General features: G+C 67.4%; 26 protein-coding genes. 25 read left to right on the forward strand and 1 reads right to left on the reverse strand.

What is annotated here, in order from left to right:
• Positions 1 to 8: 8 nt before the first annotated feature.
• The 25 genes from FGX59_RS23995 to FGX59_RS39790 all read left to right on the forward strand — a co-directional run bounded on the left by FGX59_RS23995 (position 9) and on the right by FGX59_RS39790 (position 23,633).
• On the forward strand, positions 9 to 611 hold the full coding sequence (locus FGX59_RS23995) for an NADH-quinone oxidoreductase subunit C (protein ID WP_138469667.1): 603 nt from the start codon (positions 9 to 11) through the stop codon (positions 609 to 611).
• Positions 612 to 614: 3 nt separating this feature from the next.
• Positions 615 to 1,034 carry a thioesterase family protein gene (locus tag FGX59_RS24000; protein ID WP_138469668.1) on the forward strand — a complete coding sequence of 140 codons (420 nt, stop codon included), beginning with the start codon at positions 615 to 617 and terminating at the stop codon, positions 1,032 to 1,034.
• A 14-nt stretch (positions 1,035 to 1,048) separates the two neighbouring features.
• Positions 1,049 to 2,038 (forward strand): sulfotransferase, encoded by a 990-nt coding sequence (locus tag FGX59_RS24005; protein WP_171060803.1) that lies wholly within the window; start codon positions 1,049 to 1,051, stop codon positions 2,036 to 2,038.
• A complete protein-coding gene (locus FGX59_RS24010) occupies positions 2,038 to 3,255 on the forward strand; it encodes an NADH-quinone oxidoreductase subunit D (protein ID WP_138469710.1) in 1,218 nt (405 codons plus the stop codon). Before FGX59_RS24005 ends, FGX59_RS24010 begins: the two co-directional genes overlap by 1 nt.
• 34 nt (positions 3,256 to 3,289) lie before the next feature.
• Positions 3,290 to 3,907, forward strand: a complete 618-nt coding sequence (locus FGX59_RS24015; RefSeq protein ID WP_138469670.1) for a hypothetical protein — start codon at positions 3,290 to 3,292, stop codon at positions 3,905 to 3,907.
• A 263-nt stretch (positions 3,908 to 4,170) separates the two neighbouring features.
• Complete coding sequence (locus tag FGX59_RS24020) at positions 4,171 to 5,313, forward strand: NADH-quinone oxidoreductase subunit E (protein ID WP_138469671.1); 1,143 nt, start codon at positions 4,171 to 4,173, stop codon at positions 5,311 to 5,313.
• A 3-nt stretch (positions 5,314 to 5,316) separates the two neighbouring features.
• Positions 5,317 to 5,565 carry a DUF5337 domain-containing protein gene (locus FGX59_RS24025; protein WP_138469672.1) on the forward strand — a complete coding sequence of 83 codons (249 nt, stop codon included), beginning with the start codon at positions 5,317 to 5,319 and terminating at the stop codon, positions 5,563 to 5,565.
• A gap of 3 nt (positions 5,566 to 5,568) precedes the next feature.
• A complete protein-coding gene (gene nuoF / locus FGX59_RS24030; RefSeq protein ID WP_138469673.1) occupies positions 5,569 to 6,867 on the forward strand; it encodes an NADH-quinone oxidoreductase subunit NuoF in 1,299 nt (432 codons plus the stop codon).
• A 49-nt stretch (positions 6,868 to 6,916) separates the two neighbouring features.
• Complete coding sequence (locus tag FGX59_RS24035; protein ID WP_138469674.1) at positions 6,917 to 7,339, forward strand: DUF5333 family protein; 423 nt, start codon at positions 6,917 to 6,919, stop codon at positions 7,337 to 7,339.
• The gene (locus FGX59_RS24040) at positions 7,336 to 7,830 is read left to right on the forward strand and encodes a DUF3291 domain-containing protein (RefSeq protein WP_138469675.1); all 495 of its coding nucleotides are present in this window, start codon (positions 7,336 to 7,338) and stop codon (positions 7,828 to 7,830) included. The genes FGX59_RS24035 and FGX59_RS24040 overlap by 4 nt, the downstream gene beginning before the upstream one ends.
• Positions 7,831 to 7,834: 4 nt before the next feature.
• Positions 7,835 to 9,856, forward strand: coding sequence for an NADH-quinone oxidoreductase subunit NuoG (gene nuoG, locus FGX59_RS24045; RefSeq protein ID WP_138469676.1), 2,022 nt, complete (start codon positions 7,835 to 7,837; stop codon positions 9,854 to 9,856).
• Positions 9,857 to 10,009: 153 nt separating this feature from the next.
• Entirely contained in the window at positions 10,010 to 11,047 is a 1,038-nt protein-coding gene (gene nuoH, locus FGX59_RS24050) for an NADH-quinone oxidoreductase subunit NuoH (protein ID WP_138469677.1), read from the forward strand.
• A 1-nt stretch (position 11,048) separates the two neighbouring features.
• On the forward strand, positions 11,049 to 11,543 hold the full coding sequence (nuoI, locus tag FGX59_RS24055) for an NADH-quinone oxidoreductase subunit NuoI (protein ID WP_138469678.1): 495 nt from the start codon (positions 11,049 to 11,051) through the stop codon (positions 11,541 to 11,543).
• A 21-nt stretch (positions 11,544 to 11,564) separates the two neighbouring features.
• The gene (locus FGX59_RS24060; RefSeq protein ID WP_138469679.1) at positions 11,565 to 12,173 is read left to right on the forward strand and encodes an NADH-quinone oxidoreductase subunit J; all 609 of its coding nucleotides are present in this window, start codon (positions 11,565 to 11,567) and stop codon (positions 12,171 to 12,173) included.
• 148 nt (positions 12,174 to 12,321) lie between these two features.
• Positions 12,322 to 12,627: an NADH-quinone oxidoreductase subunit NuoK gene (gene nuoK / locus FGX59_RS24065; protein ID WP_138469680.1), complete on the forward strand. Its 306-nt coding sequence runs from the start codon at positions 12,322 to 12,324 to the stop codon at positions 12,625 to 12,627.
• 5 nt (positions 12,628 to 12,632) lie between these two features.
• Positions 12,633 to 14,672: an NADH-quinone oxidoreductase subunit L gene (gene nuoL, locus FGX59_RS24070; RefSeq protein ID WP_138469681.1), complete on the forward strand. Its 2,040-nt coding sequence runs from the start codon at positions 12,633 to 12,635 to the stop codon at positions 14,670 to 14,672.
• Positions 14,672 to 16,243, forward strand: a complete 1,572-nt coding sequence (locus FGX59_RS24075; RefSeq protein WP_138469682.1) for an NADH-quinone oxidoreductase subunit M — start codon at positions 14,672 to 14,674, stop codon at positions 16,241 to 16,243. Before nuoL ends, FGX59_RS24075 begins: the two co-directional genes overlap by 1 nt.
• 12 nt (positions 16,244 to 16,255) lie before the next feature.
• Complete coding sequence (gene nuoN / locus FGX59_RS24080) at positions 16,256 to 17,695, forward strand: NADH-quinone oxidoreductase subunit NuoN (RefSeq protein WP_138469683.1); 1,440 nt, start codon at positions 16,256 to 16,258, stop codon at positions 17,693 to 17,695.
• Positions 17,685 to 18,446, forward strand: coding sequence for a biotin--[acetyl-CoA-carboxylase] ligase (locus FGX59_RS24085; protein ID WP_240722675.1), 762 nt, complete (start codon positions 17,685 to 17,687; stop codon positions 18,444 to 18,446). The genes nuoN and FGX59_RS24085 overlap by 11 nt, the downstream gene beginning before the upstream one ends.
• Positions 18,447 to 18,470: 24 nt before the next feature.
• Entirely contained in the window at positions 18,471 to 19,274 is an 804-nt protein-coding gene (locus FGX59_RS24090) for a type III pantothenate kinase (RefSeq protein WP_138469684.1), read from the forward strand.
• Complete coding sequence (locus FGX59_RS24095; RefSeq protein WP_138469685.1) at positions 19,271 to 20,941, forward strand: ribonuclease J; 1,671 nt, start codon at positions 19,271 to 19,273, stop codon at positions 20,939 to 20,941. Before FGX59_RS24090 ends, FGX59_RS24095 begins: the two co-directional genes overlap by 4 nt.
• Entirely contained in the window at positions 20,938 to 21,360 is a 423-nt protein-coding gene (locus FGX59_RS24100) for a VOC family protein (protein ID WP_138469686.1), read from the forward strand. Before FGX59_RS24095 ends, FGX59_RS24100 begins: the two co-directional genes overlap by 4 nt.
• Positions 21,361 to 21,871: 511 nt before the next feature.
• Positions 21,872 to 22,627, forward strand: a complete 756-nt coding sequence (locus tag FGX59_RS39780; RefSeq protein ID WP_370296239.1) for an ISL3 family transposase — start codon at positions 21,872 to 21,874, stop codon at positions 22,625 to 22,627.
• A 21-nt stretch (positions 22,628 to 22,648) separates the two neighbouring features.
• Positions 22,649 to 22,918, forward strand: a complete 270-nt coding sequence (locus FGX59_RS39785; RefSeq protein WP_370296229.1) for a hypothetical protein — start codon at positions 22,649 to 22,651, stop codon at positions 22,916 to 22,918.
• A 10-nt stretch (positions 22,919 to 22,928) separates the two neighbouring features.
• A complete protein-coding gene (locus FGX59_RS39790; RefSeq protein ID WP_370296231.1) occupies positions 22,929 to 23,633 on the forward strand; it encodes a hypothetical protein in 705 nt (234 codons plus the stop codon).
• Positions 23,634 to 23,881: 248 nt separating this feature from the next.
• Here the strand turns inward: FGX59_RS39790 and FGX59_RS24110 are convergent, their stop codons facing one another.
• A complete protein-coding gene (locus tag FGX59_RS24110; protein WP_138469687.1) occupies positions 23,882 to 25,357 on the reverse strand; it encodes a DEAD/DEAH box helicase in 1,476 nt (491 codons plus the stop codon).
• Positions 25,358 to 25,414: the final 57 nt, after the last annotated feature.

The following is a 25,414-nucleotide window of genomic DNA, read 5'->3' on the forward strand; positions in this document are numbered from 1 at the left end:
GAGGGACCATGAGCCAGGAACTCGAGGAACTCGCCGCCACGCTGGAGCTGAAGCGCCCCGACTGCGTGCTCTCGACCGAAATCGCCCTGGGCGAGCTGACGGTGAATGTCGCGCCCGCCCGCCTGCCGGGCTTTGCCGACTACATCCGCACCGAGCCGACCTGCCGCTTCTCGACGCTGATCGACATCACCGCGGTGGACTATCCCCAGCGGGAGAAGCGGTTCGACGTGGTCTACCACCTGCTGTCGATGTACCAGAACCAGCGGATCCGCCTGCGCGCCGCGGTGCGCGAGGACGAGATGGTGCCGTCGCTGACCGGCGTCTTCCCCGCCGCCAACTGGTTCGAGCGCGAGGTGTTCGACATGTTCGGCATCCTCTTCAAGGGCCATCCCGACCTGCGCCGCATCCTGACCGACTACGGCTTCCGCGGCCATCCGCTGCGCAAGGACTTCCCCACCACCGGCTATACCGAGGTCCGCTATGACGAGGTCGAGAAGCGCGTGGTCTACGAGCCGGTGAAGCTGGTGCAGGAATACCGGCAGTTCGACTTCATGTCCCCCTGGGAAGGCGCCGAGTACATCCTTCCCGGCGACGAGAAGACGGAGGCCTGATCGGTGAAGCCGGGACTCTCCATAGGCGACCGCGCCACGTTTTCCCGCGTGGTCCGTCCCGAGGAGGTGGTTCCGCTGCTCTTCCCCGATGCGCGGGTCATGGATCCGATGCCGCATGTCCTTGCCTCCGCCTACATGATCGGTCTCTTCGAATGGGCCTGCGTCGAGCAGATCGCGCCCTATTACGATGCGGGCGAGGGCTCGCTCGGGACCGGTTTCGAGATGACCCATGTGGCGCCGACACCGCCCGGCCTGACCATCACGGTCGAGACCGAGATCGAGAGCTTCGACGGCAAGTTCGTCTGGTTCAGGGTGCGCGGCCATGACGGCACGGACATGATCGGCGAGGGGCGCCACCAGCGCGCGGTGGTGCAGTGGGACAGATTCAAGTCGCGCGTTTCGAGAAAGCTGGAGATTTCATGAACATGCCTTCCCCCATGACCGCAGATCCATTGCGCTTTCCCGGGAACCGGACGGTTCTGTATTGCGTGGGCGCGCAGAAGGGGGGGACCACCTGGCTGGCGGACTACGTCGCGGACCATCCCGAATGCTACCTGCCGCCGATGAAGGAATGCCATTTCTTCGACACCCGCTACGGTTTCGACATGCAGGCGCGCAAGGTCGCGCTGAACAACATGAAGCGGCAGCTCAACGCGATGCTGGCCGCCGACAATTTCCAGTTCGGCCAGAAGCTTACCGAGCTGCAGGCAGCCACCCGGCGGGCGGAGCTCTTCGCGCCGGACGACCGCGGCCTCGCCGCCTACATCCAGCTGCTGACCGGCCGGTCGGGCGGGGCCTCGCGGCTGTGCGATTTCACGCCGTCCTACGCGACCTGCGACCGCACGGTCTTCGGCTTCATGAACAGCCTGGCCGAGGATGCGCGTTTCGTCTTCATCATGCGCGACCCGATCGACCGGCTCTGGTCGCAGGCGCGCATGGCCTCCAAGAACATCCTGGCGCGCCATGAGGGCGTGGATTTCGAGGCGGCGGCGCATAAGGCGCTGAAGCACTACCTGGGCAATTACGACGCCGCGACGCTGCCGCGGTCGAACTACATGCGCACCATCCGCGAGCTCGAGGCCGCGGTGCCCCGTGCGCAGATCCTGTACCTCTTCTACGAGGACCTCTTCACCGAGGCCTCCGTGCGGAAATTCTGCGATTTCGCCGGGATCGGCTACCGCGAGGCAGATTTCTCCTACCGTTCGAACGAGGGCAAGGGGCTGGGCATGCCGGAGTCGATCCGCCGCGTCCTGGCCGAGGGGCTGCAGGTTCAATACGAATTCGTCCGCCACGCCTTCGGCAGCGACGTGCCGGCGGCCTGGCAGGATCCGGCCGCGATCCTGGCCGGCGGGGAGGGCGGCACGGCCGCCGATCAGACGAGCGAATCCGCCGGTGAATCCGCGCGGAGCGAAGGGAGAAGCGCATGATGGATGGCGCGAATTTCGACGACGCCCTGACGGGCGAGCAGAAGATCCGCAACTTCAACATCAATTTCGGCCCGCAGCACCCGGCGGCGCATGGCGTGCTGCGCATGGTGCTGGAGCTCGACGGCGAGATCGTGGAGCGCTGCGATCCGCATATCGGCCTGCTGCACCGCGGCACCGAGAAGCTGATGGAGAGCCGCACCTACCTGCAGAACCTGCCCTATTTCGACCGGCTCGACTACGTGGCGCCGATGAACCAGGAGCATGCCTGGTGCCTGGCCATCGAGAAGCTGACCGGCACCGAGGTGCCGCGCCGCGCCTCGCTGATCCGGGTGCTCTTCTGCGAGATCGGCCGGGTGCTGAACCACCTGCTGAACGTGACCACGCAGGCCATGGACGTGGGCGCGCTGACGCCGCCGCTCTGGGGCTTCGAGGAGCGCGAGAAGCTGATGATCTTCTACGAGCGGGCCTGCGGCGCGCGCCTCCATGCGGCCTATTTCCGGCCCGGCGGCGTGCACCAGGACCTGCCGCCGAAACTGGTCGAGGATATCGACGCCTGGGCCGTCGACTTCCCGAAGGTGCTCGACGACATCGACGGGCTCCTGACCGAGAACCGCATCTTCAAGCAGCGCAACGCCTTCATCGGCGTCGTGTCCGAGCAGGAGATCCTCGACTGGAGCTTCTCTGGCGTGATGGTCCGCGGTTCGGGCCTTGCCTGGGACCTGCGCCGGGCGCAGCCCTATGAATGCTACGACGAGTTCGACTTCCAGATCCCCGTCGGCAAGAACGGCGACTGCTACGACCGCTATCTGTGCCGCATGGCCGAGATGCGCGAGAGCGTGAAGATCATCCGCCAGGCCTGCGCCAAGCTGCAGGAGCCGGGCAACCAGGGCGATGTGCTGTCGCGCGGCAAGATCACCCCGCCCAAGCGGGGCGAGATGAAGCGCTCGATGGAAGCGCTGATTCACCATTTCAAGCTCTATACCGAGGGCTTCCACGTCCCGGCGGGCGAGGTCTACTGCGCGGTCGAGGCGCCGAAGGGCGAGTTCGGCGTGTTCCTGAAATCCGACGGCACCAACAAGCCCTACCGCGCCAAGATCCGCGCGCCGGGCTACCTGCACCTGCAGGCGATGGACCATGTCGCCCGCGGCCACCAGCTGGCCGATGTCTCGGCGCTGATCGGGACGATGGATGTCGTGTTCGGCGAGGTTGACCGGTAACATGGGACTTGATGCGAAGGCAGGCCGACCCGCGGTGAAACTCCGCGCAGGTCTGCCTGCCGGCACCGGGCGGGGCCGTGCGCTGCGGCCTCTGGCGGTGCTTCTCGGCCTGGTGCTGGCCGTGCCCGCGGCCCGCGCCGAGGACGGGCTGCCGGTCTTCGACGGTCTCGACGGCTATGCGGTGATCGCCCCCTACGAGGGCGGGCTGCTGGTCCAGGACCGCCGCGGCACCGCCTTTCTCTGCGGCACCGACATCGCCAATATCGTGCTTCTGAAGGACTGCCGCCCGGTGCTGACCGGCGCCCAGGTGGAGGCCTATTCCGACGCCCGCGCCGAGGCCGAGCGCCAGGGCGCGCTGCAGGAGGAGCGCAACCGCGTGCTGGCGCTTCCCGAGGCGCAGTTCGAGCAGGCCGGGCGCAAGGTCCTGTCCTCGCGCGGCTGCCAGGTGGAGCTCGGCCGCTCCGCGGCGATGCGCTCCGAGGTGCTGCCGGCCTTTGCCGCCGCGCTCGGCATCCCGGCCGAGCTGCAGCCGGGGCTGCTGCGGATGACCGACGACCTCTTCACCCAGACGCTGGAGCGGCTGCTGCGCCAGCGGCAGATCACCTTCGACCGCGCCACGCGCGTCGCCCGGCTGGTGGAGTGCGAGCAATGAGCGCCGCGCGCCTGCTTGCCGTCACGGCGGCGAAAAGCCGCTTGAATCCGGCCGCGATTCCGGGCGACAGGAGGAGCCATCGCGCGCCGCGGCCTCTGCGGAGGGAGCCCGGCTCCGGCGGCGCGGCGGACCTGGCCCCGGCCTGGCCACGGGAGGACATGATGGACAGCGAAATCCGCGCGGGCCGCCCCGCGACGAGCGAACCGCCACTGGCGTGGACGGGTGCGCCCGTTCGCGGCCCTGTAGCAGAAGGGACAGCCTGAATGTTGCGCCGCCTCCACCCCGAACAGCCCGAGAGCTTTGCCTTCACGCCCGCGAACCAGGTCTGGGCCGAGGCGCAGATGACCAAGTATCCCGAAGGCCGCCAGGCCTCGGCGGTGATCGCGATCCTGTGGCGCGCGCAGGAGCAGGAGGGCTGGCTGACCCGCCCGGCGATCGAATATGTCGCCGACATGCTGGGCATGCCCTACATGCGGGCGCTGGAGGTCGCGACCTTCTACTTCATGTTCCAGCTGCAGCCGGTCGGCTCGGTCGCCCATGTCCAGGTCTGCGGCACGCTCAGCTGCATGATCTGCGGCGCCGAGGATCTGATCGGCATCTGCAAGGAGAAGATCGCGGCACAGCCCTTCCAGCTTTCGGCCGACGGCAAGTTCTCCTGGGAGGAGGTCGAGTGCCTCGGCTCCTGCACCAATGCGCCGATGGTCCAGATCGGCAAGGACTACTACGAGGACCTGACCTCCGCGCGCTTCATCGAGATCCTCGACGAGCTGGCGGCGGGCAAGGTGCCGCTGCCGGGGCCGCAGAACGGCCGCTACGGCGCGGAGCCGCTGGGCGGGCTGACGACGCTGACCGCGCATGAGAAGGACCGCGCGCCCTACAACGCCTCCGTCGCGGCGGCCGTGGCGCTCGAGGACACGATCAAGCGGATCGACGGCACCGAGGCGCCCTTGCGCGCGCCATGGCTGGGCGAGGGCGAGGCGGCCGTGCTGGAGCGCAGCGCCAGGGCCGCGCCCGCGAAGGCGCATCCCGCTCCGGAGGCGTCCGCCGAAAAGGCCCCGTCTGATGACGCCGACCGCTCCGGCGGCCGTCCGGTGGACGAAACCGGCGCAACCCGGCAGGAGGCGCCCGCGGACAAGGCCGGCGTGCCGGAGGGCGAGGTCGAGATGGTCAGGCCCGAGCTCTTCGATGCCGCGCCGGAAAACGCCGACGACCTGCGCCAGATCACCGGGATCGGGCCGAAGCTGGAGGAGGCGCTGCACGAGCTCGGCGTCTACACCTTCGCGCAGATGGCTTCCTGGGGGCCGGCGGAGATCGCCTGGGTCGACGAGAATCTCGACAGCCCCAAGGGACGCATCGCCCGCGACAACTGGGTCGAGCAGGCCCGGGACCTGGCGGAGAAGGACTGACCCATGGCCAGGCACCAGCCCAGCGAAACCGACCTCCGCCTGGCCCGCAAGGGCCGGACGGTCGGGATCGTGCTGGCGGCGACGATGGTGCTGTGGCTCGGGGCGCAATTCGCCGGCGGCCGGCTGGGCCTGCCGCTGCGCTACGTGTTCCTCTTCGACTTTGCGGCGATCGCGGCCTTTGTCTGGGCGCTGGTCGTCACCTACCAAATCTGGCAGGCGCGCAATGCGGCGCGGCCCCCCAATGGAGGATAGTCCATGCTGAAGGACGAAGATCGGATCTTCACCAACATCTACGGCATGCACGACCGGACGCTGGCCGGCGCCAAGAAGCGCGGCCATTGGGACGGCACGGCTGCGATCCTGGAGAAGGGGCGCGACTGGATCGTCGAGGAGATGAAGAAATCCGGCCTGCGCGGCCGCGGCGGGGCGGGCTTCCCCACCGGTCTGAAATGGTCCTTCATGCCGAAGGAGAGCGACGGGCGGCCGCATTACCTGGTGGTCAATGCCGACGAATCCGAGCCCGGCACCTGCAAGGACCGCGAGATCATGCGCCACGACCCGCACACGCTGGTCGAGGGCTGCCTGATCGCCAGTTTCGCCATGGGCGCGCATGTCGCCTATATCTACATCCGCGGCGAGTACATCCGCGAGCGCGAGGCGCTGCAGCGCGCCATCGACGAGGCCTATGACGACGGGCTGCTGGGCAGGAACGCCTGCGGCTCTGGCTGGGATTTCGACCTCTATCTCGCCCATGGCGCCGGCGCCTATATCTGCGGCGAGGAGACCGCGCTGCTCGAAAGCCTCGAGGGCAAGAAGGGCATGCCGCGGATGAAGCCGCCCTTCCCGGCAGGGGCGGGGGTCTATGGCTGCCCGACCACGGTGAACAATGTCGAGTCGATCGCCGTGGCGCCGACCATCCTGCGCCGTGGCGCGGACTGGTTCGCGGGCTTCGGCCGGCCGAACAATGCCGGGACCAAGCTCTTCGCCATCTCCGGCCATGTGAACCGGCCCTGCGTCGTCGAGGAGGAGATGTCGATTTCCTTCGAGGAGCTGATCGAGAAGCATTGCGGCGGCATCCGCGGCGGCTGGGACAACCTCAAGGCGGTGATCCCCGGCGGCGCCTCCGTGCCCTGCGTGCGCGGCGAGAACATGCGCAGCGCGGTGATGGACTACGACTACCTGCGCGGCGAGCTGGGCTCGGGGCTGGGCACCGCGGCGGTGATGGTCATGGACCAGTCGGTCGACATGGTGAAGGCGATCTGGCGGCTGTCGAAATTCTACAAGCACGAGAGCTGCGGCCAGTGCACCCCCTGCCGCGAAGGCACCGGCTGGATGATGCGGGTGATGGAACGGCTGGTGAAGGGCGAGGCCGAGATCGAGGAGATCGACATGCTGTTCTCGGTGACCAAGCAGGTCGAGGGACACACGATCTGCGCGCTCGGCGATGCGGCGGCCTGGCCGATCCAGGGCCTGATCCGCAATTTCCGCGACGAGATCGAGGACCGCATCCGCGCGCAGAAGTCCGGCAAGCTCAGCGCGGTGGCCGCGGAATGACCCTGCATCGCGCGACTGTCCCGGAAACCGGCGGCGAGGGGGTGGCATCTTGAGCCCTGCGCCCTACCATTTCGCCAGGCGCGGCCTGCGCCTTGCCCCGCTCGCGGGGCTGGCCGGGATCGCGGGCTGCGTGGCGGCGACGCCGCTGGTCGCGCCCTTGATGCAGAAGGTCCTGGTCGAGACCGCCACGGCGCAGTTCGTCGGCGATACCTGTCCCGGGCTCGGCTTCCGCAGCGAGACGGCCAAGACCTATATCGCCAATGCCTACAAGCTTCTGGTCGCGCAGGGGCAGCAGCCCGAGGCGATCGAGGCGCAGACCCGCGAATTCGAGTCGCAGCAGCTCGAGGCGCAGGTGGCCGCGCGGCTGGAGGCCGGGGGCGTCAATCCCGCCGATCCGGACCCCGAGAATGTCTGCGCCTTCGGGGAAAGCGAACAGGGCAATGACAGCCTGCTGGGGAGGCTTCTGAAATGACCGCACAGCATCTGGCACAGCTCAATATCGGCCGCCTTCTGGCGCCCACCGACGATCCGCGCGTGGCGGAGTTCATGGCCGCGCTCGATCTGGTCAACGGCATCGGCAAGCGCAGCCCCGGCTTCGTCTGGATGATGGAGGGCTCGGGCGAGCCCGGCACCGGCAATACCGAGGCCAAGATCGGCGGCGATCCGCAATTCGTCTCGAACCTCACCGTCTGGGAGGATGCCGGGAGCCTCGAGCATTTCGTCTACAACACCGTGCACAAGCGCTTCTACGACCGCCGCGCGAGCTGGTTCGAGCTGATGGGACGGCCGCATTTCGTGATGTGGCACGTGCCTGCGGGCCACCGGCCGACGCTCGAGGAGGCGCTCGCGCGCCTCGCGCATCTCGAAGAGCACGGGAATACGGACCACGCCTTCGGCTGGTCCCATCTCAAACAGGCGCGGCTTTGGAAGACCAAGGCCTGCACCCCAATCGCAGCGGAGTAACGCCATGTCTGACCTGCGCACCATCATCATCGACGGCAAGGAGGTCGAGGTCGACCCGGCCCTGACGCTGATCCAGGCCTGCGAGCAGGCGGGGGTGGAGATCCCGCGCTTCTGCTACCACGAGCGCCTGTCGATCGCCGGGAACTGCCGGATGTGCCTGGTCGAGGTGGTCGGCGGCCCGCCCAAGCCCGCCGCCTCCTGCGCGATGCAGGTCCGCGACCTGCGCCCCGGGCGCAATGGCGAGCCCCCCGAGGTCAAGACCAACTCGCCGATGGTCAAGAAGGCCCGCGAGGGCGTGATGGAATTCCTGCTGATCAACCATCCGCTCGACTGCCCGATCTGCGACCAGGGCGGCGAATGCGACCTGCAGGACCAGGCGATGGCCTATGGCGTCGATTTCTCCCGCTTCCGCGAGCCCAAGCGCTCGGCGACCGACCTCAATCTCGGCCCGCTGGTCGAGACCCACATGACGCGCTGCATCTCCTGCACGCGCTGCGTCCGCTTCACCACCGAGGTCGCCGGCATCTCCCAGATGGGCCAGACCGGCCGCGGCGAGGATGCCGAGATCACCTCCTACCTGAACGAGACGCTCGACAGCGAGCTGCAGGGCAACATCATCGATCTCTGCCCGGTGGGCGCGCTGGTCTCGAAGCCCTATGCCTTCACCGCGCGGCCCTGGGAACTGACCAAGACCGAGTCGATCGACGTGATGGACGCGCTCGGCTCGAACATCCGGGTCGACACCAAGGGCCGCGAGGTCATGCGCTTCCTGCCGAGGAACCATGACGGCGTGAACGAGGAGTGGCTGGGCGACAAGTCGCGCTTCGTCTGGGACGGGCTGCGCCGCCAGCGGCTCGACCGGCCCTATATCCGCAAGGACGGCAAGCTCCGGCCCGCGAGCTGGGAGGAGGCGCTGGCTGCCACTGCCGCCGCGATGAAGGGGAAGAAGGTCGCCGGGCTGGTCGGCGATCTGGCCCCGGTCGAGGCCGCCTTCGCGCTGAAGGGCCTGATCGAGGGGCTGGGCGGCTCGGTCGAATGCCGCACCGACGGCGCGCATCTGCCCGCGGGCAACCGCTCGGGCTATGCCGGGACGGCGCGGATCGAGGATATCGACACCGCCGAGCGCATCCTTCTGGTCGGCTGCAACCCGCGGCTCGAGGCGCCGGTGCTGAATGCCCGCATCCGCAAGGCCTGGCTGGCCGGGGCGGAGGTGGCGCGGATCGGCGCGCCGGCCGACCTGACCTATGACGTGATCCAGATGGGCACGGGCCGGCAGATGCTGCTCGATGCCGTTGCCGCCGCGAACGAGGACATCGTCGAGCACGAGAGCCTGATCGTTCTGGGGCAGGGCGCGCTGCGCGAGGCCGATGGCGCGGCGGTGCTGGGGCAGGTGATGAAGCTCGCCGAGAAGACCGGGTCGAAGCTGCTGATCCTGCACACCGCCGCCTCGCGGGTCGGCGCGATGGATGCCGAGGCGGTCACCGAGGGCGGGATGGCAAAGGCGCTTGATGGCGCGGAGGTGGTCTACAGCCTCGGCGCCGACGAGGTCGAGATCGCCGAGGGGCCCTTCGTGATCTACCAGGGCAGCCATGGCGACCGCGGCGCGCACCGTGCCGACGTGATCCTGCCGGGCGCCGCCTGGACCGAGGAATCGGGGCTTTTCGTCAATACCGAAGGGCGGCCGCAGGTCGCCAGCCGCGCGGGCTTCCCGCCGGGCGAGGCCAAGGAGAACTGGGCGATCCTGCGCGCGCTCTCGGCGCTTGCGGGCGAGAAGCTGCCCTATGACAGCCTCGCGGCGCTGCGCCGCGCGCTGGTCAAGGCGGTGCCGCATCTGGCGCGGGTCGACGAGGTTCCGGAAAATGCCTGGGATCCGGTCGAGGCGGCGGAGCCGAAGGCCTCGGCCGATTTCGTCGATGCGGTGAAGGACTACTACCTCACCAACCCGATCGCGCGGGCCTCGGTGCTGATGGCGGAGCTCTCCGCCCAGGCCAAGGCGCGGCGCGCGCCGGCGATGGCGGCGGAGTGATGGTTTCGATGGCGAAAAATCCGCGACATTCGCGCACAAGAGCTTGCATCGGTTCTGGATTTGGCAACCAAAACACGCTTTACAGCGACATGTCGGAGCAACCCGCCACGACCCTCCGGGCCGCAGGCGCGCTGACCGGGGAGGACACTGCACATGGCTGATTTCTTCGCAACGCCGGCCGGGATCGCGGTCGTCGTCATTGCCCAGTGCATTGCCGTGCTGGCCTTCGTGATGATCTCGCTGTTGTTCCTCGTCTATGGCGACCGCAAGATCTGGGCGGCGGTGCAGATGCGCCGCGGGCCGAACGTGGTCGGCCCCTTCGGCATCATGCAGTCGCTGGCCGACGCGCTGAAATACGTGGTCAAGGAAATCGTCATCCCGGCAGGCGCCGACAAGCCAGTCTTCCTGCTGGCGCCGATGACCTCCTTCGTGCTGGCCATGATCGCCTGGGCGGTGATCCCCTTCGCCGACGGCTGGGTGCTCGCGGATATCAACGTCGCCATCCTCTACATCTTCGCCGTCTCCTCGCTCGAGGTCTACGGCGTGATCATGGGCGGCTGGGCGTCGAACTCGAAATATCCGTTCCTCGGCAGCCTGCGCTCGGCGGCGCAGATGATCTCCTACGAGGTGTCGATCGGCCTGATCATCATCGGCGTCATCATCTCGGCGGGGTCGATGAACTTCTCCGACATCGTGCGCGCGCAGGACGGCCATTTCGGCTTCTTCAGCTGGTTCTGGCTGCCGCATCTGCCGATGGTCTTCCTGTTCTTCATCTCGGCCCTGGCCGAGACCAACCGCCCGCCCTTCGATCTGCCCGAGGCCGAGTCGGAGCTGGTGGCGGGCTACCAGGTGGAATATTCCTCGACGCCCTTCCTGCTCTTCATGGCGGGCGAGTACATCGCGATCTTCCTGATGTGCGCATTGATGTCGCTGCTGTTCTTCGGCGGCTGGCTGTCGCCGATCCCGGGCCTGCCCGACGGGGCGCTGTGGATGGTGGCGAAGATGGCGTTCTTCTTCTTCATGTTCGCGATGGTGAAGGCGATCACCCCGCGCTACCGCTACGACCAGCTGATGCGGCTGGGCTGGAAGGTCTTCCTGCCGATGTCGCTGATCTGGGTGGTGCTGGTGGCGTTCCTGGCGAAATTCGAAGCGTTCGGCGGCGCCTATGCCCGCTGGGCGGTGGGAGGCTGAGATGGCTGCAATCGACTGGAACCGCGCGGTAAAGTACTTCTTCCTCCAGGATGCCTGGGCGGGGATGAAGCTGGGGCTGCGCTACTTCTTCGCGCCCAAGGCCACGCTGAACTACCCGCACGAGAAGGGGCCGCTCTCGCCGCGCTTCCGCGGGGAGCACGCGTTGAGGCGCTATCCCAGCGGCGAGGAGCGCTGCATCGCCTGCAAGCTGTGCGAGGCGATCTGCCCGGCGCAGGCGATCACCATCGACGCCGAACCGCGCGAGGACGGCTCGCGGCGCACCACGCGCTACGACATCGACATGACGAAATGCATCTATTGCGGCTTCTGCCAGGAGGCCTGCCCGGTGGATGCGATCGTCGAGGGACCGAATTTCGAATTCTCCACCGAGACCCGCGAAGAGCTCTACTACGACAAGGCCAAGCTCCTGTCGAACGGCGAACGCTGGGAGGCCGAGATCGCCCGCAACCTGGAACTCGACGCACCCTACCGGTGACCTGAGGGAGGCCCGAACATCATGGCAACCATCGCCTTCTACGCCTTCGCGCTCGGCGTCATCCTCGGCGGGCTCTTCACCGTGCTGTCGCGGAATCCGGTGCATTCGGTGCTGTGGCTGATCCTCGCCTTCCTCAGCTCGGCGGGGTTCTTCGTGCTCCTGGGCGCGGAATTCGTCGCGATGCTGATGGTGATCGTCTATGTCGGCGCGGTCGCGGTGCTCTTCCTCTTCGTGGTGATGATGCTCGATGTCGACTTCGCCGAGCTGCGCGCGGAAATGGGCAAGGGCATCCCGCTGGCGCTGCTGATCGGCGTGATCATCCTGATGGAGCTCGGCATGGGGATCGGCGTCTGGCAGTTCTCCGACCGCGCGCAGATCCTGCGCTCGGCGCCGGTGCCGGACATCGCGGACGTGCCGAACACGGTGGCGATCGGGCAACTGCTTTACGACCGCTACCTGATCCTCTTCCAGCTCGCCGGGCTGATCCTGCTGGTGGCGATGATCGGGGCGATCCTGCTGACGCTGCGGCACCGTCCGGGCATCAAGCGCCAGGACGTGCTGGCGCAGATGTACCGCGATCCGGCCAAGGCGATGGAGCTGAAGGACGTGAAGCCCGGGCAGGGGCTCTAGACCTGCCGCATGGCGCCGTCCCGCCCCGGGCTTGACCCGGGGCCTCGCCCGGGACCGGCGCGACGCAGACAAGAAGGAGGCCCCGGGTCGAGCCCGGGGCGGGCCTGAACCGAGCATAACGACGGGCAGACGGCCCGGAGGGACATGGATGATGGGACTTGAAAGCTATCTGGCCGTGGCGGCGACGCTCTTCGTGATCGGCATCTTCGGGCTGTTTCTGAACCGCAGGAACGTCATCATCATCCTGATGTCGATCGAGCTGATCCTCTTGGCGGTGAATATCAACTTCGTCGCCTTCTCGAGCTTCCTCGGCGACCTGCAGGGCCAGATCTTCACGCTCTTCGTCCTGACCGTCGCCGCCGCGGAGGCCGCAGTGGGCCTCGCCATCCTGGTCTGCTTCTTCCGCAACCGCGGCACGATCGCGGTGGAAGACGTCAACAACATGAAAGGCTGACCGCAGTGGAAAGCATCATCCTCTTCGCCCCGCTGGCCGGCAGCCTGATCGCCGGCTTCCTGTGGCGGGCGATCGGCGAACGTGCCGCCAAGTGGATTTCCACGGGCCTGCTGTTTGTCTCCTGCTTCTTCTCCTGGATCGTCTTCTTCGGCTTCGACGGCACGGCCTATACCGTCCATATCGGCGAATGGATCCAGAGCGGCTCGCTCAGCGCCGACTGGTCGATCCTCGTGGACCGGCTGACCGCGATCATGCTGGTCGTCGTCACCACGGTCTCGGCGCTCGTCCATCTCTACAGCTTCGGCTACATGGCCCATGACGCGAACTTCCGCGAGGGCGAGAGCTACCAGCCGCGCTTCTTCTCCTACCTGTCGCTCTTCACCTTCGCGATGCTGATGCTGGTGACGGCCGACAACATCGTCCAGCTGTTCTTCGGCTGGGAGGGCGTTGGCCTGGCTTCCTACCTGCTGATCGGCTTCTACTACCGCAAGCCCTCGGCCGGATCGGCGGCGATGAAGGCCTTCATCGTCAACCGGATCGGCGATTTCGGCTTCCTCCTCGGCATCTTCGCGCTCTTCTTCGTCGCCGACAGCGTCAGCTTCGACGTGATCTTCGACAAGGCGCCGGAGATGGCCGCGATGGAGGTTCCCTTCCTCTGGGGCAGCTACAGCGCCGCCAACCTCGTCGCCTTCCTGCTCTTCGTCGGCGCGATGGGGAAATCGGCGCAGCTCTTCCTGCACACCTGGCTTCCGGACGCGATGGAGGGGCCGACGCCGGTCTCGGCGCTGATCCACGCCGCCACCATGGTGACCGCCGGCGTCTTCCTGATCTGCCGGATGTCGCCGCTGATGGAATACGCGCCCGAGACCATGGCCTTCGTCACCTTCATCGGCGCCTCGACGGCCTTCTTCGCGGCGACGATCGGGCTGGTACAGACCGACATCAAGCGGGTGATCGCCTATTCGACCTGCTCGCAGCTGGGCTACATGTTCGTCGCCGCGGGCGTGGGCATGTATCCGGCGGCGATGTTCCACCTCTTCACCCATGCCTTCTTCAAGGCGATGCTGTTCCTTTCCGCAGGCTCGGTGATCACCGCGATGCATCACGAGCAGGACATGACGAATTACGGCGGGCTGCGGAAGAAGCTGCCGCTGACCTTCTGGGCGATGATGATCGGCACGCTGGCGATCACCGGGGTGGGGATCCCGCTGACCCATATCGGCTTTGCCGGCTTCCTGTCGAAGGACGCCATCATCGAGAGCGCCTGGGCCGGGTCGAACTCCATCGCCTCCTACGCCTTCTGGATGCTGGTCTTCGCCGCGGCCATGACCAGCTTCTATTCCTGGCGGCTGATGTTTCTGACCTTCTTCGGCAAGCCGCGCGGCGACATGGCCACGCATTCGCATGCCAAGGAGAGCCCGCTGGTGATGACCATCCCGCTGGGCGTTCTGGCGCTCGGCGCGGTCTTCGCCGGGATGATCTGGTACGGCTCCTTCTTCGGCGACCATGACAAGGTCTCGGCCTTCTTCGGCATGCCGGAGCATCACGCCGAAGCGGCGGCAGAGGCGGAGGCAGAACCCGCCCATGCCGGCGAGATCGGCGCGGTCTTCTTCGGGCCGCAGAACACGGTGCTCGAGGACGCGCATGCGGCGCCCGCCTGGGTCAAGCTTTCGCCCTTCGTGGCGATGCTGATCGGGCTGGGCCTGGCCTGGCAGATGTACATCCGCCGTCCGGACCTGCCGGGCAAGCTGGCCGAGAACCAGGCGCCGCTCTACCAGTTCCTGCTGAACAAGTGGTATTTCGACGAGCTCTACGAGCATGCGCTGGTGCGGCCGACGCTGAAATTCGGCCGCTTCCTGTGGAAGCGCGGCGACCGGACGGTGATCGACGGCTCGATCCGCGGCCTGGCCACGGCCTTCATCCCCTTCCTCGTCCGGCTCGCGGGACGCGCGCAGTCGGGCTACCTCTTCCACTACGCCTTCGCCATGATCCTCGGCATCGCCGTGCTGATGACCTGGCTGGTCCTCACCGGAGGGGCCCAATAATGGATAACCTGCTCTCCATCGTCACCTTCATGCCGACGCTGGCAGCGGTCATCCTGGCGGTGTTCCTGCGCGGCAATGACGAAGCGGCGCAGCGCAATGCCAAATGGGTCGCGCTGATCGCGACCTCGGTGACCTTCCTGCTGTCGCTGTTCCTGCTGACCGGCTTCGATCCGGCGGATACCGGCTTCCAGTTCGTCGAGGAGCGCGACTGGGTGCTCGGCATGAAGTACCGGATGGGCGTGGACGGGCTGTCGGTGCTCTTCGTGCTGCTGACCACCTTCCTGATGCCGCTGGTCATTCTCAGCTGCTGGACGGTGACCGACCGGGTGAAGGAGTACATGATCTGCTTCCTGGTGCTGCAGACGCTGATGACCGGCGTCTTCTGCGCGCTGGACATGTTCCTCTTCTACCTCTTCTTCGAGGGCTCGCTGATCCCGATGTTCCTGATCATCGGCATCTGGGGCGGCCCGAACCGGATCTACGCCTCCTTCAAGTTCTTCCTCTACACCTTCTTCGGCTCGGTCTTCATGCTGGTCGGCATGGTGGCGATGTATCTCGACGCCGGCACGACCTGCATCGCGGCCTGCGATCCGGGGCAGACGGGGCTGCTGGAATACACCTTCTCCACCGAGACGATCGAGATCGCGGGGATGCAGATCATCGGCGGGATGCAGACGCTGCTGTGGCTCGCCTTCTTCATCAGCTTCGCGGTGAAGATGCCGATGTGGCCGGTCCATACCTGGCTTCCGGACGCGCATGTGCAGGCGCCGACCGCGGGCTCGATCGTGCTGGCGGCGGTTCTCCTGAAGATGGGCGGCTACGGCTTCCTGCGCTTCTCGCTGCCGATGTTCCCGATCGGGACCCAGCTGATGGAGCCGCTGGTCTTCTGGCTCTCGGCCATCGCCATCGTCTACACCTCGCTCTGCGCGCTGGCGCAGACCGACATGAAGAAGGTGATCGCCTATTCCTCGGTGGCGCATATGGGCTATTCGACGATGGGCATCTTCGCGATGAACCAGCAGGGGATCGACGGCGGCATCTTCCAGATGCTCAGCCACGGCTTCATCTCCGGCGCGCTCTTCCTCTGCGTCGGCGTCGTCTACGACCGCATCCACACGCGCGAGATCTCGGCCTATGGCGGGCTCGTCAACCGGATGCCGGTCTATGCGCTGGTCTTCATGTTCTTCACCATGGCCAATATCGGCCTGCCGGGCACCTCGGGCTTCGTCGGCGAGTTCCTGACCATCCTCGGCATCTACGAGGACAGCACCTGGATCGCCTTCATCGCGGCCACCGGGGTGGTCCTGTCGGCCAGCTACGGCCTCTGGCTCTACAAGCGGATGATGCTGGGCGACCTGATCAAGGAAAGCCTGCGGACCATCTCCGACATGAACCTGCGCGAAAAGGCGGTCTTCGCGCCGCTGGTCGCGCTGACCCTGATCCTGGGCTTCTTCCCCGGGCTCATCACCGAGATCATCGGCCCATCCGTCAGCGCGCTGGTGGCCCATAACATGGCGGCGATGGCGGATTTCGAGGCCGCCTCGCAACTCGCCGCAACCGCTAGCCACTGAGGACCGACCGAGATGACGGCATCCGATTTCTCCACCGTCCTGCCGGAATTCGTTCTGGCCTTCTTCGCGCTCCTGGCGCTCGTGGTGGTGGTCTATACCGGCAAGGACCGCTTCGCGCCGGTCCTGACCTGGGTCACGGCGGCGGTGTTCACGCTGACCGCCTTCTGGATCGGGGTGAACGGGGGAGGCAGCACGGCGGGCTTCGGCGGCATGGTCGTCGATGACGGCTTCGGGCGCTTCGCCAAGGTGACGATCCTGCTCTCGGCGGCGGCGGTGCTCGTCATGTCCGAGGCCTACATGGAGCGGCGCGACCTGCTGCGCTTCGAATACCCGGTGCTGATCGTGCTGGCGGTGGTCGGCATGATGATGATGGTCTCGGCCGGCAACCTGATGACGCTCTACATGGGGCTCGAGCTGCAGTCGCTGTCGCTCTACATCATCGCCGCGCTGCGCCGCGACAGCGTCACCTCGACCGAGGCGGGGCTGAAGTACTTCGTGCTCGGCGCTCTCTCCTCGGGGATGCTGCTCTATGGCGCGTCGCTGACCTACGGCTTCGCCGGGACGACCGATTTCGCCGGGATCGTCATGGCGGCCAGCGATGGTCCCGCGCCGCTGGGGCTGGTCTTCGGCCTCGTGTTCCTCTGCGCGGGGCTCGCCTTCAAGGTCTCGGCCGTGCCCTTCCACATGTGGACGCCGGACGTCTACGAGGGCTCGCCGACACCGGTGACGGCCTTCTTCTCGACCGCGCCCAAGGTGGCGGCGATGGCGCTCTTCGCCCGCGTGCTCTACGGCGCCTTCGGCAATTCGGTCGGTGACTGGCAGCAGATCCTCGGGCTCCTCTCGGTCGCCTCGATGTTCCTCGGCTCGGTCTCGGCGATCGGCCAGACCAATATCAAGCGGCTGATGGCCTATTCCTCGGTCACCCACATGGGCTTCGCGCTGATGGGCATGGCGGCGGGCACGGCCGAGGGCGTGCAGTCGATGCTGCTCTACATGGCGATCTACGTGACGATGAATGTCGGCACCTTCGCCTTCATCATGTCGATGGAGCGCGACGGCCGCCCGGTCACCGATATCGAGTCGCTCTCGCGGCTCTCCTCGCGCGATCCGGTGCGGGCGCTGGCGATGATGATCCTGCTCTTCTCGATGGCAGGCGTGCCGCCGATGCTGGGCTTCTTCGCCAAATGGGGCGTGCTGCTGGCGGCGGTCGATGGCGGGCTGGTCTGGCTGGCGCTGGCCGGGGTGATCTCCTCGGTGATTGCGGCCTACTACTACCTGCGGATCGTCTACCTCATGTATTTCGGCCCCGAATCCGAACCCCTCGACGCCGACCGCGCGCCGGTGCTGCGCACCTTCGTCATAGCCTCGGCGCTGGTCATGGTGCTCGGCATCTTCAACTTCTTCGGCATCGACACGATCGCGGCTGCTGCCGCCACCGCGCTTGTCCCGTAGCGGCGGGGGCTGGCCCCCGGGCTACGGGCTCCGCAGCCTCGCCGAAACCGACAGCACCAATGCCGAGGCGGCCCGCATGGCCGCCTCTTGCCATGCACCGGTCTGGATCACCGCGGCGGTGCAGACCGCGGGCCGCGGCCGCCGGGGCCGCGCCTGGGCCAGCCCCGAGGGCGCGCTGGCCGCGACGCTGCTGATCCGCCCCGCCGAGCCCGCCGAGACGGCCGCCTTGCGCAGCTTCGTCGCCTCGGTGGCGCTGGCCGAGGCCTTCGAGGCGCTCGGTGCGCCCACGGGCGCGGTCTCGCTGAAATGGCCCAATGACGTGCTGCTCTACGGCTGCAAGGCGGCCGGCATCCTGCTGGAGAGCGCGGGGCAGGCCGGGCGGCTCGACTACCTGGCGATCGGCATCGGCGTGAACCTCGCCGCCGCGCCCGAACAGAGGGCGGTGGAGGAGGGCGCCTTGCCGCCGATCTCGCTGGCCGAGGTGCTGGGCCGGGCGGTGGCGCGCGACGACATGCTGCTGGAGCTGGCGCGCGCCTATGCCGCCCGCGAGGCCGATTTCGCGGCGCAGGGCTTCGCGCCGATCCGCGACCGCTGGCTGTCCCGCGCCGCGCGGCTGGGCGAGCCGATCCGCGCCCGCACCGCGCGCGAGACCCGCGAGGGCACCTTCGAGACGGTTGACGCGGCGGGCCATCTGCTGCTGCAGTGCCGCGACGGGCTTCACCGCATCTCCGCCGCCGACGTATTCTTCTGATCCGAACCGGACGGGACCGACCCCATGCTACTTGCCATTGACTGCGGTAACACCAACACCGTTTTCGCCATCTGGGACGGGCGGCAGCTGCTCGGCCGCTGGCGCATCTCCACCAATCACAGCCGCACCGCCGACGAGTACCATGTCTGGCTCTCCACCCTGATCGAGCATGAACGCCTCGACGCGCCGATCAACGCGGTCATCATCTCCTCGACCGTGCCGCGGGTGGTGTTCAACCTGCGGGTCCTGGCGAACCGCTATTTCAACTGCCGCCCCATGGTCGTGGGCAAGCCCGGCTGCGAGCTGCCGGTCGAGCCGCGGGTCGATCCCGGCACCCAGGTCGGGCCGGACCGGCTGGTCAACACGGTGGCGGGGTTCGACCTCTTCGGCGGGGATCTGGTGATCGTCGATTTCGGCACCGCGACGACCTTCGACGTGGTGGGCGAGGACGGGGCCTATATCGGCGGGGTGATCGCGCCCGGCGTCAATCTCAGCCTCGAGGCGCTGCACCAGGCGGCGGCGGCGCTGCCGCATGTCGACGTGACCAAGCCCGAGAAGGTGATCGGCACCAATACCGTCGCCTGCATGCAGTCCGGGGTCTTCTGGGGCTATGTCGGGCTGGTCTCGGGGATCGTGACGCAGATCAAGGCGGAACGCGGCCGTCCCATGAAAGTCATCGGCACCGGGGGGCTGGCCCCTTTGTTTCAGCAGGGCGATGCGCTATTCGACGTCTTCGAGGAAGACCTGACGATGCACGGGCTCACCGTCATCTATAATTACAACAAGGATCGCGTCGGCGATCCAGATGAAATGGCGGTACCGGAATGAGTACGGATGAAGTGATCTACCTGCCCCTCGGCGGCGCGGGCGAGATCGGAATGAACTGCTATGTCTACGGCTACGGGCCGAAGGACAGGGAACGGCTGATCGTCATCGATCTGGGCGTCGCCTTTCCGGACATGGACTCGACGCCCGGGGTGGACCTGATCTTCCCGGACATCGCCTGGCTGGAAGAGCGGCGCGACCGGATCGAGGCGGTCTTCGTCACCCACGCGCATGAGGACCATGTCGGCGGGGTGGGGCGGCTGTGGTCGCGGCTGAAATGCCCGGTCTATGCACGGCCCTTCACCGCCGCCATTGCCCGGCGCAAGATGGAAGAGGCCGACGCGCCCGAAACCGAGGTGACGACGGTCGAGCCCTGGCCGCACATGGTCAAGGCGGGGCCCTTCGAGGTCGCCTACCTGCCGATGAGCCATTCGATCCCGGAAAGCTCGGCGCTGGTCATCGACACGCCGAAGGGCCGGATCGTGCACACGGGCGATTTCAAGCTGGACCGCGATCCGGGCGTCGGCGAACCCTATGATCCCGATCTCTGGGCCGAGGTCGCGGCGCCGGGCGTGCTGGCGCTGGCCTGCGACTCGACCAACGTGTTCAACCCGAACCCCGGGCGGTCCGAGGTTCTGGTGGGGCCCGAGATCCGCAAGATGGTCGGCTCCTGCAGCGGCATGGTCGTGGCGACGACCTTCGCCTCGAACATCGCGCGGCTGAAGACCCTGGCGGAGGCCGGGCGCGATGCCGGGCGCTCCGTGGTGCTGCTGGGCCGGGCCATGCGCCGCATGGTCACCGAAGCGATCGAGACCGGCGTGCTGAAGGACTTCCCCTCGACCGTCGCTGTCGAGGATGCCGCGCAGATCCCGCGCGAGAACCTGTTGCTGCTGGTCACCGGCAGCCAGGGCGAGCGGCGCGCCGCCTCGGCGCAGCTGGCGCGCGGCAAGTATCTCGGGCTCGAGCTGAAGGCGGGCGATACGTTCCTCTTCTCCTCGAAGATCATCCCCGGCAATGAGCGCGGCGTCTTCCGGATCATCAACCAGCTCAGCGAGAAGGGCGTCGACGTGGTCGACGACAATTCCGGGCTCTACCACGTCTCGGGCCATGCCAACCGCCCGGACCTGGCCGAGATCCACAAGATCGTCCGCCCGCAGATCGTCGTGCCGATGCATGGCGAGCACCGCCACCTGCGCGAGCATGTGAAGCTTGCCGCGGAGAACGGCTTCAAGGGCATCCTGGCGCCGAACGGCACGATGGTGCAGCTCACCGGCAACGAGCCCAAGGTGGTCGGCTATGTCGAGACCGGCCGGACCTATCTCGACGGCTCCTCGCTGATCGGGGCGATGGACGGGGTTGTGCGCGACCGGATCCGCATGGCGCTGAACGGCCATGTGCTGGTGACGCTGATCATCGACGAGAACGACGATCCGCTGGGCGAGCCCTGGTGCGAGATCATGGGCCTGCCCGCCAATGGCCGCTCGCGCGCGCCGCTGGAGGAGATCCTCGAGGACGACCTGGCCCAGGTGATCGGCCGCGCCGATGACGACGTGCTGATCGACGACGACAAGCTGACCGAGGTGATGCGGCGCACCGTGCGCAACAGCAGCCAGAACGAGGTCGGCAAGAAGCCCGAAGTCACGGTCGTCATCAGCCGGCTGTCGGAATGAGCGGCGCGCCCCGGATCGGCGCCATCCTCGAGACGGTGCTCTATGTCGCCGATCTCGACCGCGGGATGGCGTTCTTCCGGGACGTGATGGGGCTGCCGGTTCTGTCGGACCAGGAGCGGCTGAAGGCCTTCGATGTCGGCGGCCAGGGCGTGCTCCTGCTGTTCGAGGCGGGCGCGACGACCGAGACGGTGCGCTTCCCCGGAGGCACGATCCCGCCGCATGACGGGCAGGGGCCGGTGCACATGGCCTTCGCCATCGCCGCGGAGGCGCTGGAGCCCTGGCGGCAGCATCTCGAGGCGAACGGCGTCGAGATCGAGGGAGAGGCCGCCTGGCCGCGCGGCGGGCACAGCCTCTATTTCCGCGATCCGGACGGGCACTGCCTGGAACTGGCGACCCCGGGGCTCTGGCCCGGCTACTGATCCTCAGCATGGCAGACTTTCGAGAGGGGCCTCCGGGCCCCTTTTTCCGTTGCTGCGCGCGGTCGCCATCCGGGCGCTGCACGTCCCGGGCGTGCGGAGTTCTGACCGCGCAGCGCGTCACGGCCTGCGATCCGGCAGGTCATCGGGTGGCGCCGGTTCTGCCTGAGGCTCCTGCGGGGCGGCTGTTCCGGAGGGATAGCGGGGCATGACGGCAGGGCCGGGCGCTGAGTGCTGTCCGGCGTGCCGATTGCCATTGGGCGCTGCACGGCGTGCGCCTGGACCAGGGGGGCTCGGTTCCGGCAACGCGGAGGCGCGCAGCCTGGAACGGGCCGATGCAAGAGCTTCGGCTGGGAAGGGGATCCGCTGCCCAGTAGGGGGGATTCGCGCCCAAATGGGGGTCTGACTCAATTTTGATGCAGGCCGCGCATGCGGGGTGCCTATTTTTCTGACGTAAGTTCAGCTATCTTTCTGACTTAAGTTCAGGAGGATAAGCGAGATGCAACGATTGAGCATGAAAACGCTGCTTCCAGCTGGTCTTGCCGCCGGGAAAGTCTCCGCCGGGGTGGGGCTCATCGAAATCTCCGCACGCTCCGCCGCCGTTTCGGCGTCCTGCCCGTGCTGTGGAAGACGGTCCCGACATGTTCACAGCCACTACGTCCGCCGGCTCGCCGATCTGCCCGCGCACGGGCTGGAAGTCGGTGTTCTCGTCACGGTCCGGCGCCTCCGGTGTCGCGCGCCGCGATGCCCCCAGGCGATCTTCCCGGAGCGCCTCCGCCCGGAGGCCGCCCGGTCCTGGGGGCGTCGGACCACGCGGATGCAGGGACGGGTCCGGCATCTCGCCCTGGCATTTGGCGGCCGCCCCGCCCAGGCGCTCGGACGGCGGCTCCTGCTCCGCGTCAGCAGGAACAAGTTCCTGCGCAGCCTCCCGGCCGATGGCACCCGGGACATGCCGGAGCCACGGGTGATCGGCATCGATGACCGGGCCTGGCGGAAGGGGCAGCGCTACGGAACGCTGATCTGCGACCTCGAACGGCACCGGGTCATTGACCTTCTGCCCGATCGCGAACCGGCAACCGTGGAAGCCTGGCTGAGGAACCACCCGCAGATCGGGATCGTCGCGCGGGACCGCAATAGTGGCTACGCGGGCGCGGTCGCGCGGGCCCTGCCGGATGCGGTCCCTCCTCTCGCGGCTTGCGCGCAAACCGCTGCCGGACAACGGGTTGCGGATCGCTGGCATCTGCCGGACTGCGCAGGGAGTTCGCCATGATGCCGCCATTGGTCCGAGGCCATGGCGGACGGCCGCAGTGCGGCCGCGAAAGTCCCGCAGCAGGCGAGCGAAGCCTTCCTGCTGGCTGTGAAGAGGAGCATGCCCGCGATCCGCAAGGCGGTCGGCGCCCTGACGCTGGACCCCAAGATGCTGACGGCGGGGGAAAAATTGCAATGCGAGGGCTTCCTGCGGCGCCGGCAGGCCAACCGGGTGCTGCGGGGCTTTCGCCGCGCCACTGGCGCGACGGTCCCCTGCGCACTCCGGCAACTCGCCGGTAGCGGCATGGCCTGACCGGCAGATCATGCGCCAGACCGGCCGCAGCCGGAAGCTCGTCCGGCAGGTCCTTCGCGGCGAGCGCGAGGACGTCTTCGGCATCCGCGAGAGCAGCCTGGCGCCGAGGCTGCCCAGGCTGGAACGGGAATGGTCAGGTGGCTGTGCGGCCCGGCGCCGAGCTCTGGCGCCGCCTGCGTTCCGATGGCTTCAGGGGCAGCCTCCGGGTTCTGCGACTTCGATCGATCCCGCGGATCGATCGACCTGCTTCGCAGACCGTCTTGAACTCGGCGACTGGGCCCCCCGCCAGCGCCGCGCAGAGCAGGCGGTTCCGGCGGGTACAGGAAAAGCGCCGCCCGCCCGCAAGATCGCGCGGCTGCCGACACTGGGCCGGGACCATCTGAACCGGGAAGACGCGCTCATGGTCGCCCGCATCGAGGCGGCTCTGCCGGCCTTGGCAACCGCCCGAATTCTGGCCGGCAGATTCACGGAGATGGTGCGGTACGGGATGGAAGCCGCGCTGGCGCCCTGGCTCGAAGAGGCCGAGGACAGCATGCCGGACGCCCTTGCCCGCGGTCTCCGGAAAGATTGCGATGCGGTCGCCGCAGCCCTGACCGGACCATGGTCGAACGGCCAGACAGAGGGACAGATCAACCGCCTTAAGATGCTGAAGCGGCAGATGTACGGCCGGGCGGGTGTCGCAACGCTGAAGGCGGGGATCACCGCGATGCCATAGGCAAAGGCCTGCATCAAAATTGAGTCAGACCCCAAATGGAGCCCTCGGCGCGGACCGCAGGCTTGCGCAGGCGCAAGACGCCGAAGGCGGGATAGCGGGCTGCGTGGTCGGGGAAATCTTCGTGCCGACGATCCGGACCGGCGCAGTTTCGAGCGGGGATGCCGGGGCGGCGGCCCGGAGCCTGGCGGCCCGGGACATGAAAAAAGGGGCCCGATGGCCCCTTTCCTGTGTCTGCTTTCTGCCGCGCGTCAGGCGCTGGCGGACTGGCGGCGCTCTTCGAAGCTCTGCGCCATGAAGCTCGGCATATGATCGCCCATGCCCAGCACCGGCTCGTCCTTGCGGTCGCGGCCGCGGCGGGGGCCGCGCTCGCTGCGCTCGGGCCGTTCGCTGCGTTCCGGACGCTCGCTGCGCTCAGGACGTTCGGCGCGTTCCGGACGCTCGGCGCGTTCAGCGCGCTCGGGACGTTCGGCCCGGTCGCTGCGCGACTTGCGCTCGCCGCGCGAGACGGTGCGCTTGGGCTGCTGCTCTTCGGCGGTCTCGACCTCCTCTGCCGCCTTGCGCTTGCGCGGGGCAGGGGAATAGGGGCTCTCGACGCGGGGAACCTCGGTCTTCAGCAGGGACTCGACCGCGGCCAGCTGCTTCTCGTCGGAGGGAACGCAGATCGTCAGCGCGGTGCCCTTGCGCCCGGCGCGGCCGGTCCGGCCGATGCGGTGGACATAGTCCTCGGGGTGGTTCGGCACGTCGAAGTTGAACACGTGGCTGACATTCGGGATGTCGAGGCCGCGCGCGGCAACGTCGGAGGCGCAGAGGATGCGCAGCTTGCCGTCACGGAAGCCCTGCAGGACCTCCATCCGCTTCGACTGCTCCAGGTCGCCATGGATCGGCGCCGCGTTGTAGCCGTATTTGGACAGCGACTTGGCGACGATGTCGACATCGGTCTTGCGGTTGCAGAACACGATGGCGTTGGTGCAGGCCTCGCCCTCGCTGTCGATCAGCGCGCGCAGGACGGCGCGCTTCTCGCTGGCCTGGCGGTCCTTGCGGGACGGGGTGTACTTGACCACGCCCTGGGTGATCGTCTCGGAGGCCGTCGACTGGCGCGCCACCTCGATCTTCGCGGGCGAGGAGAGGAAGGTGTTGGTGATCCGCTCGATCTCCGGCGCCATGGTGGCGGAGAAGAACAGCGTCTGCCGGGTGAAGGGCGTCAGCGAGAAGATCCGCTCGATATCCGGGATGAAGCCCATGTCGAGCATCCGGTCGGCCTCGTCGACCACCATGATCTGCACGCCGGTCAAGAGAAGCTTGCCGCGCTCGAAATGGTCGAGCAGGCGGCCCGGCGTCGCGATCAGCACGTCGACGCCGCGGTCGATCAGCGCGTCCTGCTCCTTGAAGCTCACGCCGCCGATCAGCAGCGCCTTGGTCAGCTTCATGTGCTTGGTATAGGTGTCGAAATTCTCCGCCACCTGTGCGGCCAGCTCGCGCGTCGGCGCCAGGACCAGCGACCGCGGCATCCGCGCCCGGGCACGGCCCTTGGCGAGAAGCGTGATCATCGGCAGCGTGAAGCTGGCCGTCTTGCCGGTGCCGGTCTGGGCGATTCCGAGCACGTCCTTGCCTTCCAGGGCGGGCGGGATGGCGCCTGCCTGGATCGGTGTCGGGGACTCATAGCCCGCTTCGTCAATGGCCTTGAGGACCTTGGGGTCCAGTTTTAGATCCGAAAACTTCGTCATTCACGTCCCATGGGCGGCATCGGGCCGCCGAACTGTTGGTCAGGACGCGAAATTCTG

It is taken from the genome of Poseidonocella sp. HB161398, from assembly GCF_005870025.1.
In the GTDB taxonomy this organism is placed as follows: domain Bacteria; phylum Pseudomonadota; class Alphaproteobacteria; order Rhodobacterales; family Rhodobacteraceae; genus Mangrovicoccus.

Bases quoted from the DNA above. Each gene is read 5' to 3' on its own strand.
- FGX59_RS23995 (WP_138469667.1), top strand. From the start codon at position 9: ATGAGCCAGGAACTCGAGGAACTCGCCGCCACGCTGGAGCTGAAGCGC.
- FGX59_RS24005 (WP_171060803.1), top strand. From the start codon at position 1,049: ATGACCGCAGATCCATTGCGCTTTCCCGGGAACCGGACGGTTCTGTAT.
- FGX59_RS24010 (WP_138469710.1), top strand. From the start codon at position 2,038: ATGGATGGCGCGAATTTCGACGACGCCCTGACGGGCGAGCAGAAGATC.
- FGX59_RS24020 (WP_138469671.1), top strand. From the start codon at position 4,171: ATGTTGCGCCGCCTCCACCCCGAACAGCCCGAGAGCTTTGCCTTCACG.
- FGX59_RS24025 (WP_138469672.1), top strand. From the start codon at position 5,317: ATGGCCAGGCACCAGCCCAGCGAAACCGACCTCCGCCTGGCCCGCAAG.
- nuoF (WP_138469673.1), top strand. From the start codon at position 5,569: ATGCTGAAGGACGAAGATCGGATCTTCACCAACATCTACGGCATGCAC.
- FGX59_RS24040 (WP_138469675.1), top strand. From the start codon at position 7,336: ATGACCGCACAGCATCTGGCACAGCTCAATATCGGCCGCCTTCTGGCG.
- nuoG (WP_138469676.1), top strand. From the start codon at position 7,835: ATGTCTGACCTGCGCACCATCATCATCGACGGCAAGGAGGTCGAGGTC.
- nuoH (WP_138469677.1), top strand. From the start codon at position 10,010: ATGGCTGATTTCTTCGCAACGCCGGCCGGGATCGCGGTCGTCGTCATT.
- nuoI (WP_138469678.1), top strand. From the start codon at position 11,049: ATGGCTGCAATCGACTGGAACCGCGCGGTAAAGTACTTCTTCCTCCAG.
- FGX59_RS24060 (WP_138469679.1), top strand. From the start codon at position 11,565: ATGGCAACCATCGCCTTCTACGCCTTCGCGCTCGGCGTCATCCTCGGC.
- nuoK (WP_138469680.1), top strand. From the start codon at position 12,322: ATGATGGGACTTGAAAGCTATCTGGCCGTGGCGGCGACGCTCTTCGTG.
- FGX59_RS24075 (WP_138469682.1), top strand. From the start codon at position 14,672: ATGGATAACCTGCTCTCCATCGTCACCTTCATGCCGACGCTGGCAGCG.
- nuoN (WP_138469683.1), top strand. From the start codon at position 16,256: ATGACGGCATCCGATTTCTCCACCGTCCTGCCGGAATTCGTTCTGGCC.
- FGX59_RS24090 (WP_138469684.1), top strand. From the start codon at position 18,471: ATGCTACTTGCCATTGACTGCGGTAACACCAACACCGTTTTCGCCATC.
- FGX59_RS24095 (WP_138469685.1), top strand. From the start codon at position 19,271: ATGAGTACGGATGAAGTGATCTACCTGCCCCTCGGCGGCGCGGGCGAG.
- FGX59_RS24100 (WP_138469686.1), top strand. From the start codon at position 20,938: ATGAGCGGCGCGCCCCGGATCGGCGCCATCCTCGAGACGGTGCTCTAT.
- FGX59_RS39780 (WP_370296239.1), top strand. From the start codon at position 21,872: ATGAAAACGCTGCTTCCAGCTGGTCTTGCCGCCGGGAAAGTCTCCGCC.
- FGX59_RS39785 (WP_370296229.1), top strand. From the start codon at position 22,649: ATGGCGGACGGCCGCAGTGCGGCCGCGAAAGTCCCGCAGCAGGCGAGC.
- FGX59_RS39790 (WP_370296231.1), top strand. From the start codon at position 22,929: ATGCGCCAGACCGGCCGCAGCCGGAAGCTCGTCCGGCAGGTCCTTCGC.
- FGX59_RS24110 (WP_138469687.1), bottom strand. From the start codon at position 25,357: ATGACGAAGTTTTCGGATCTAAAACTGGACCCCAAGGTCCTCAAGGCC.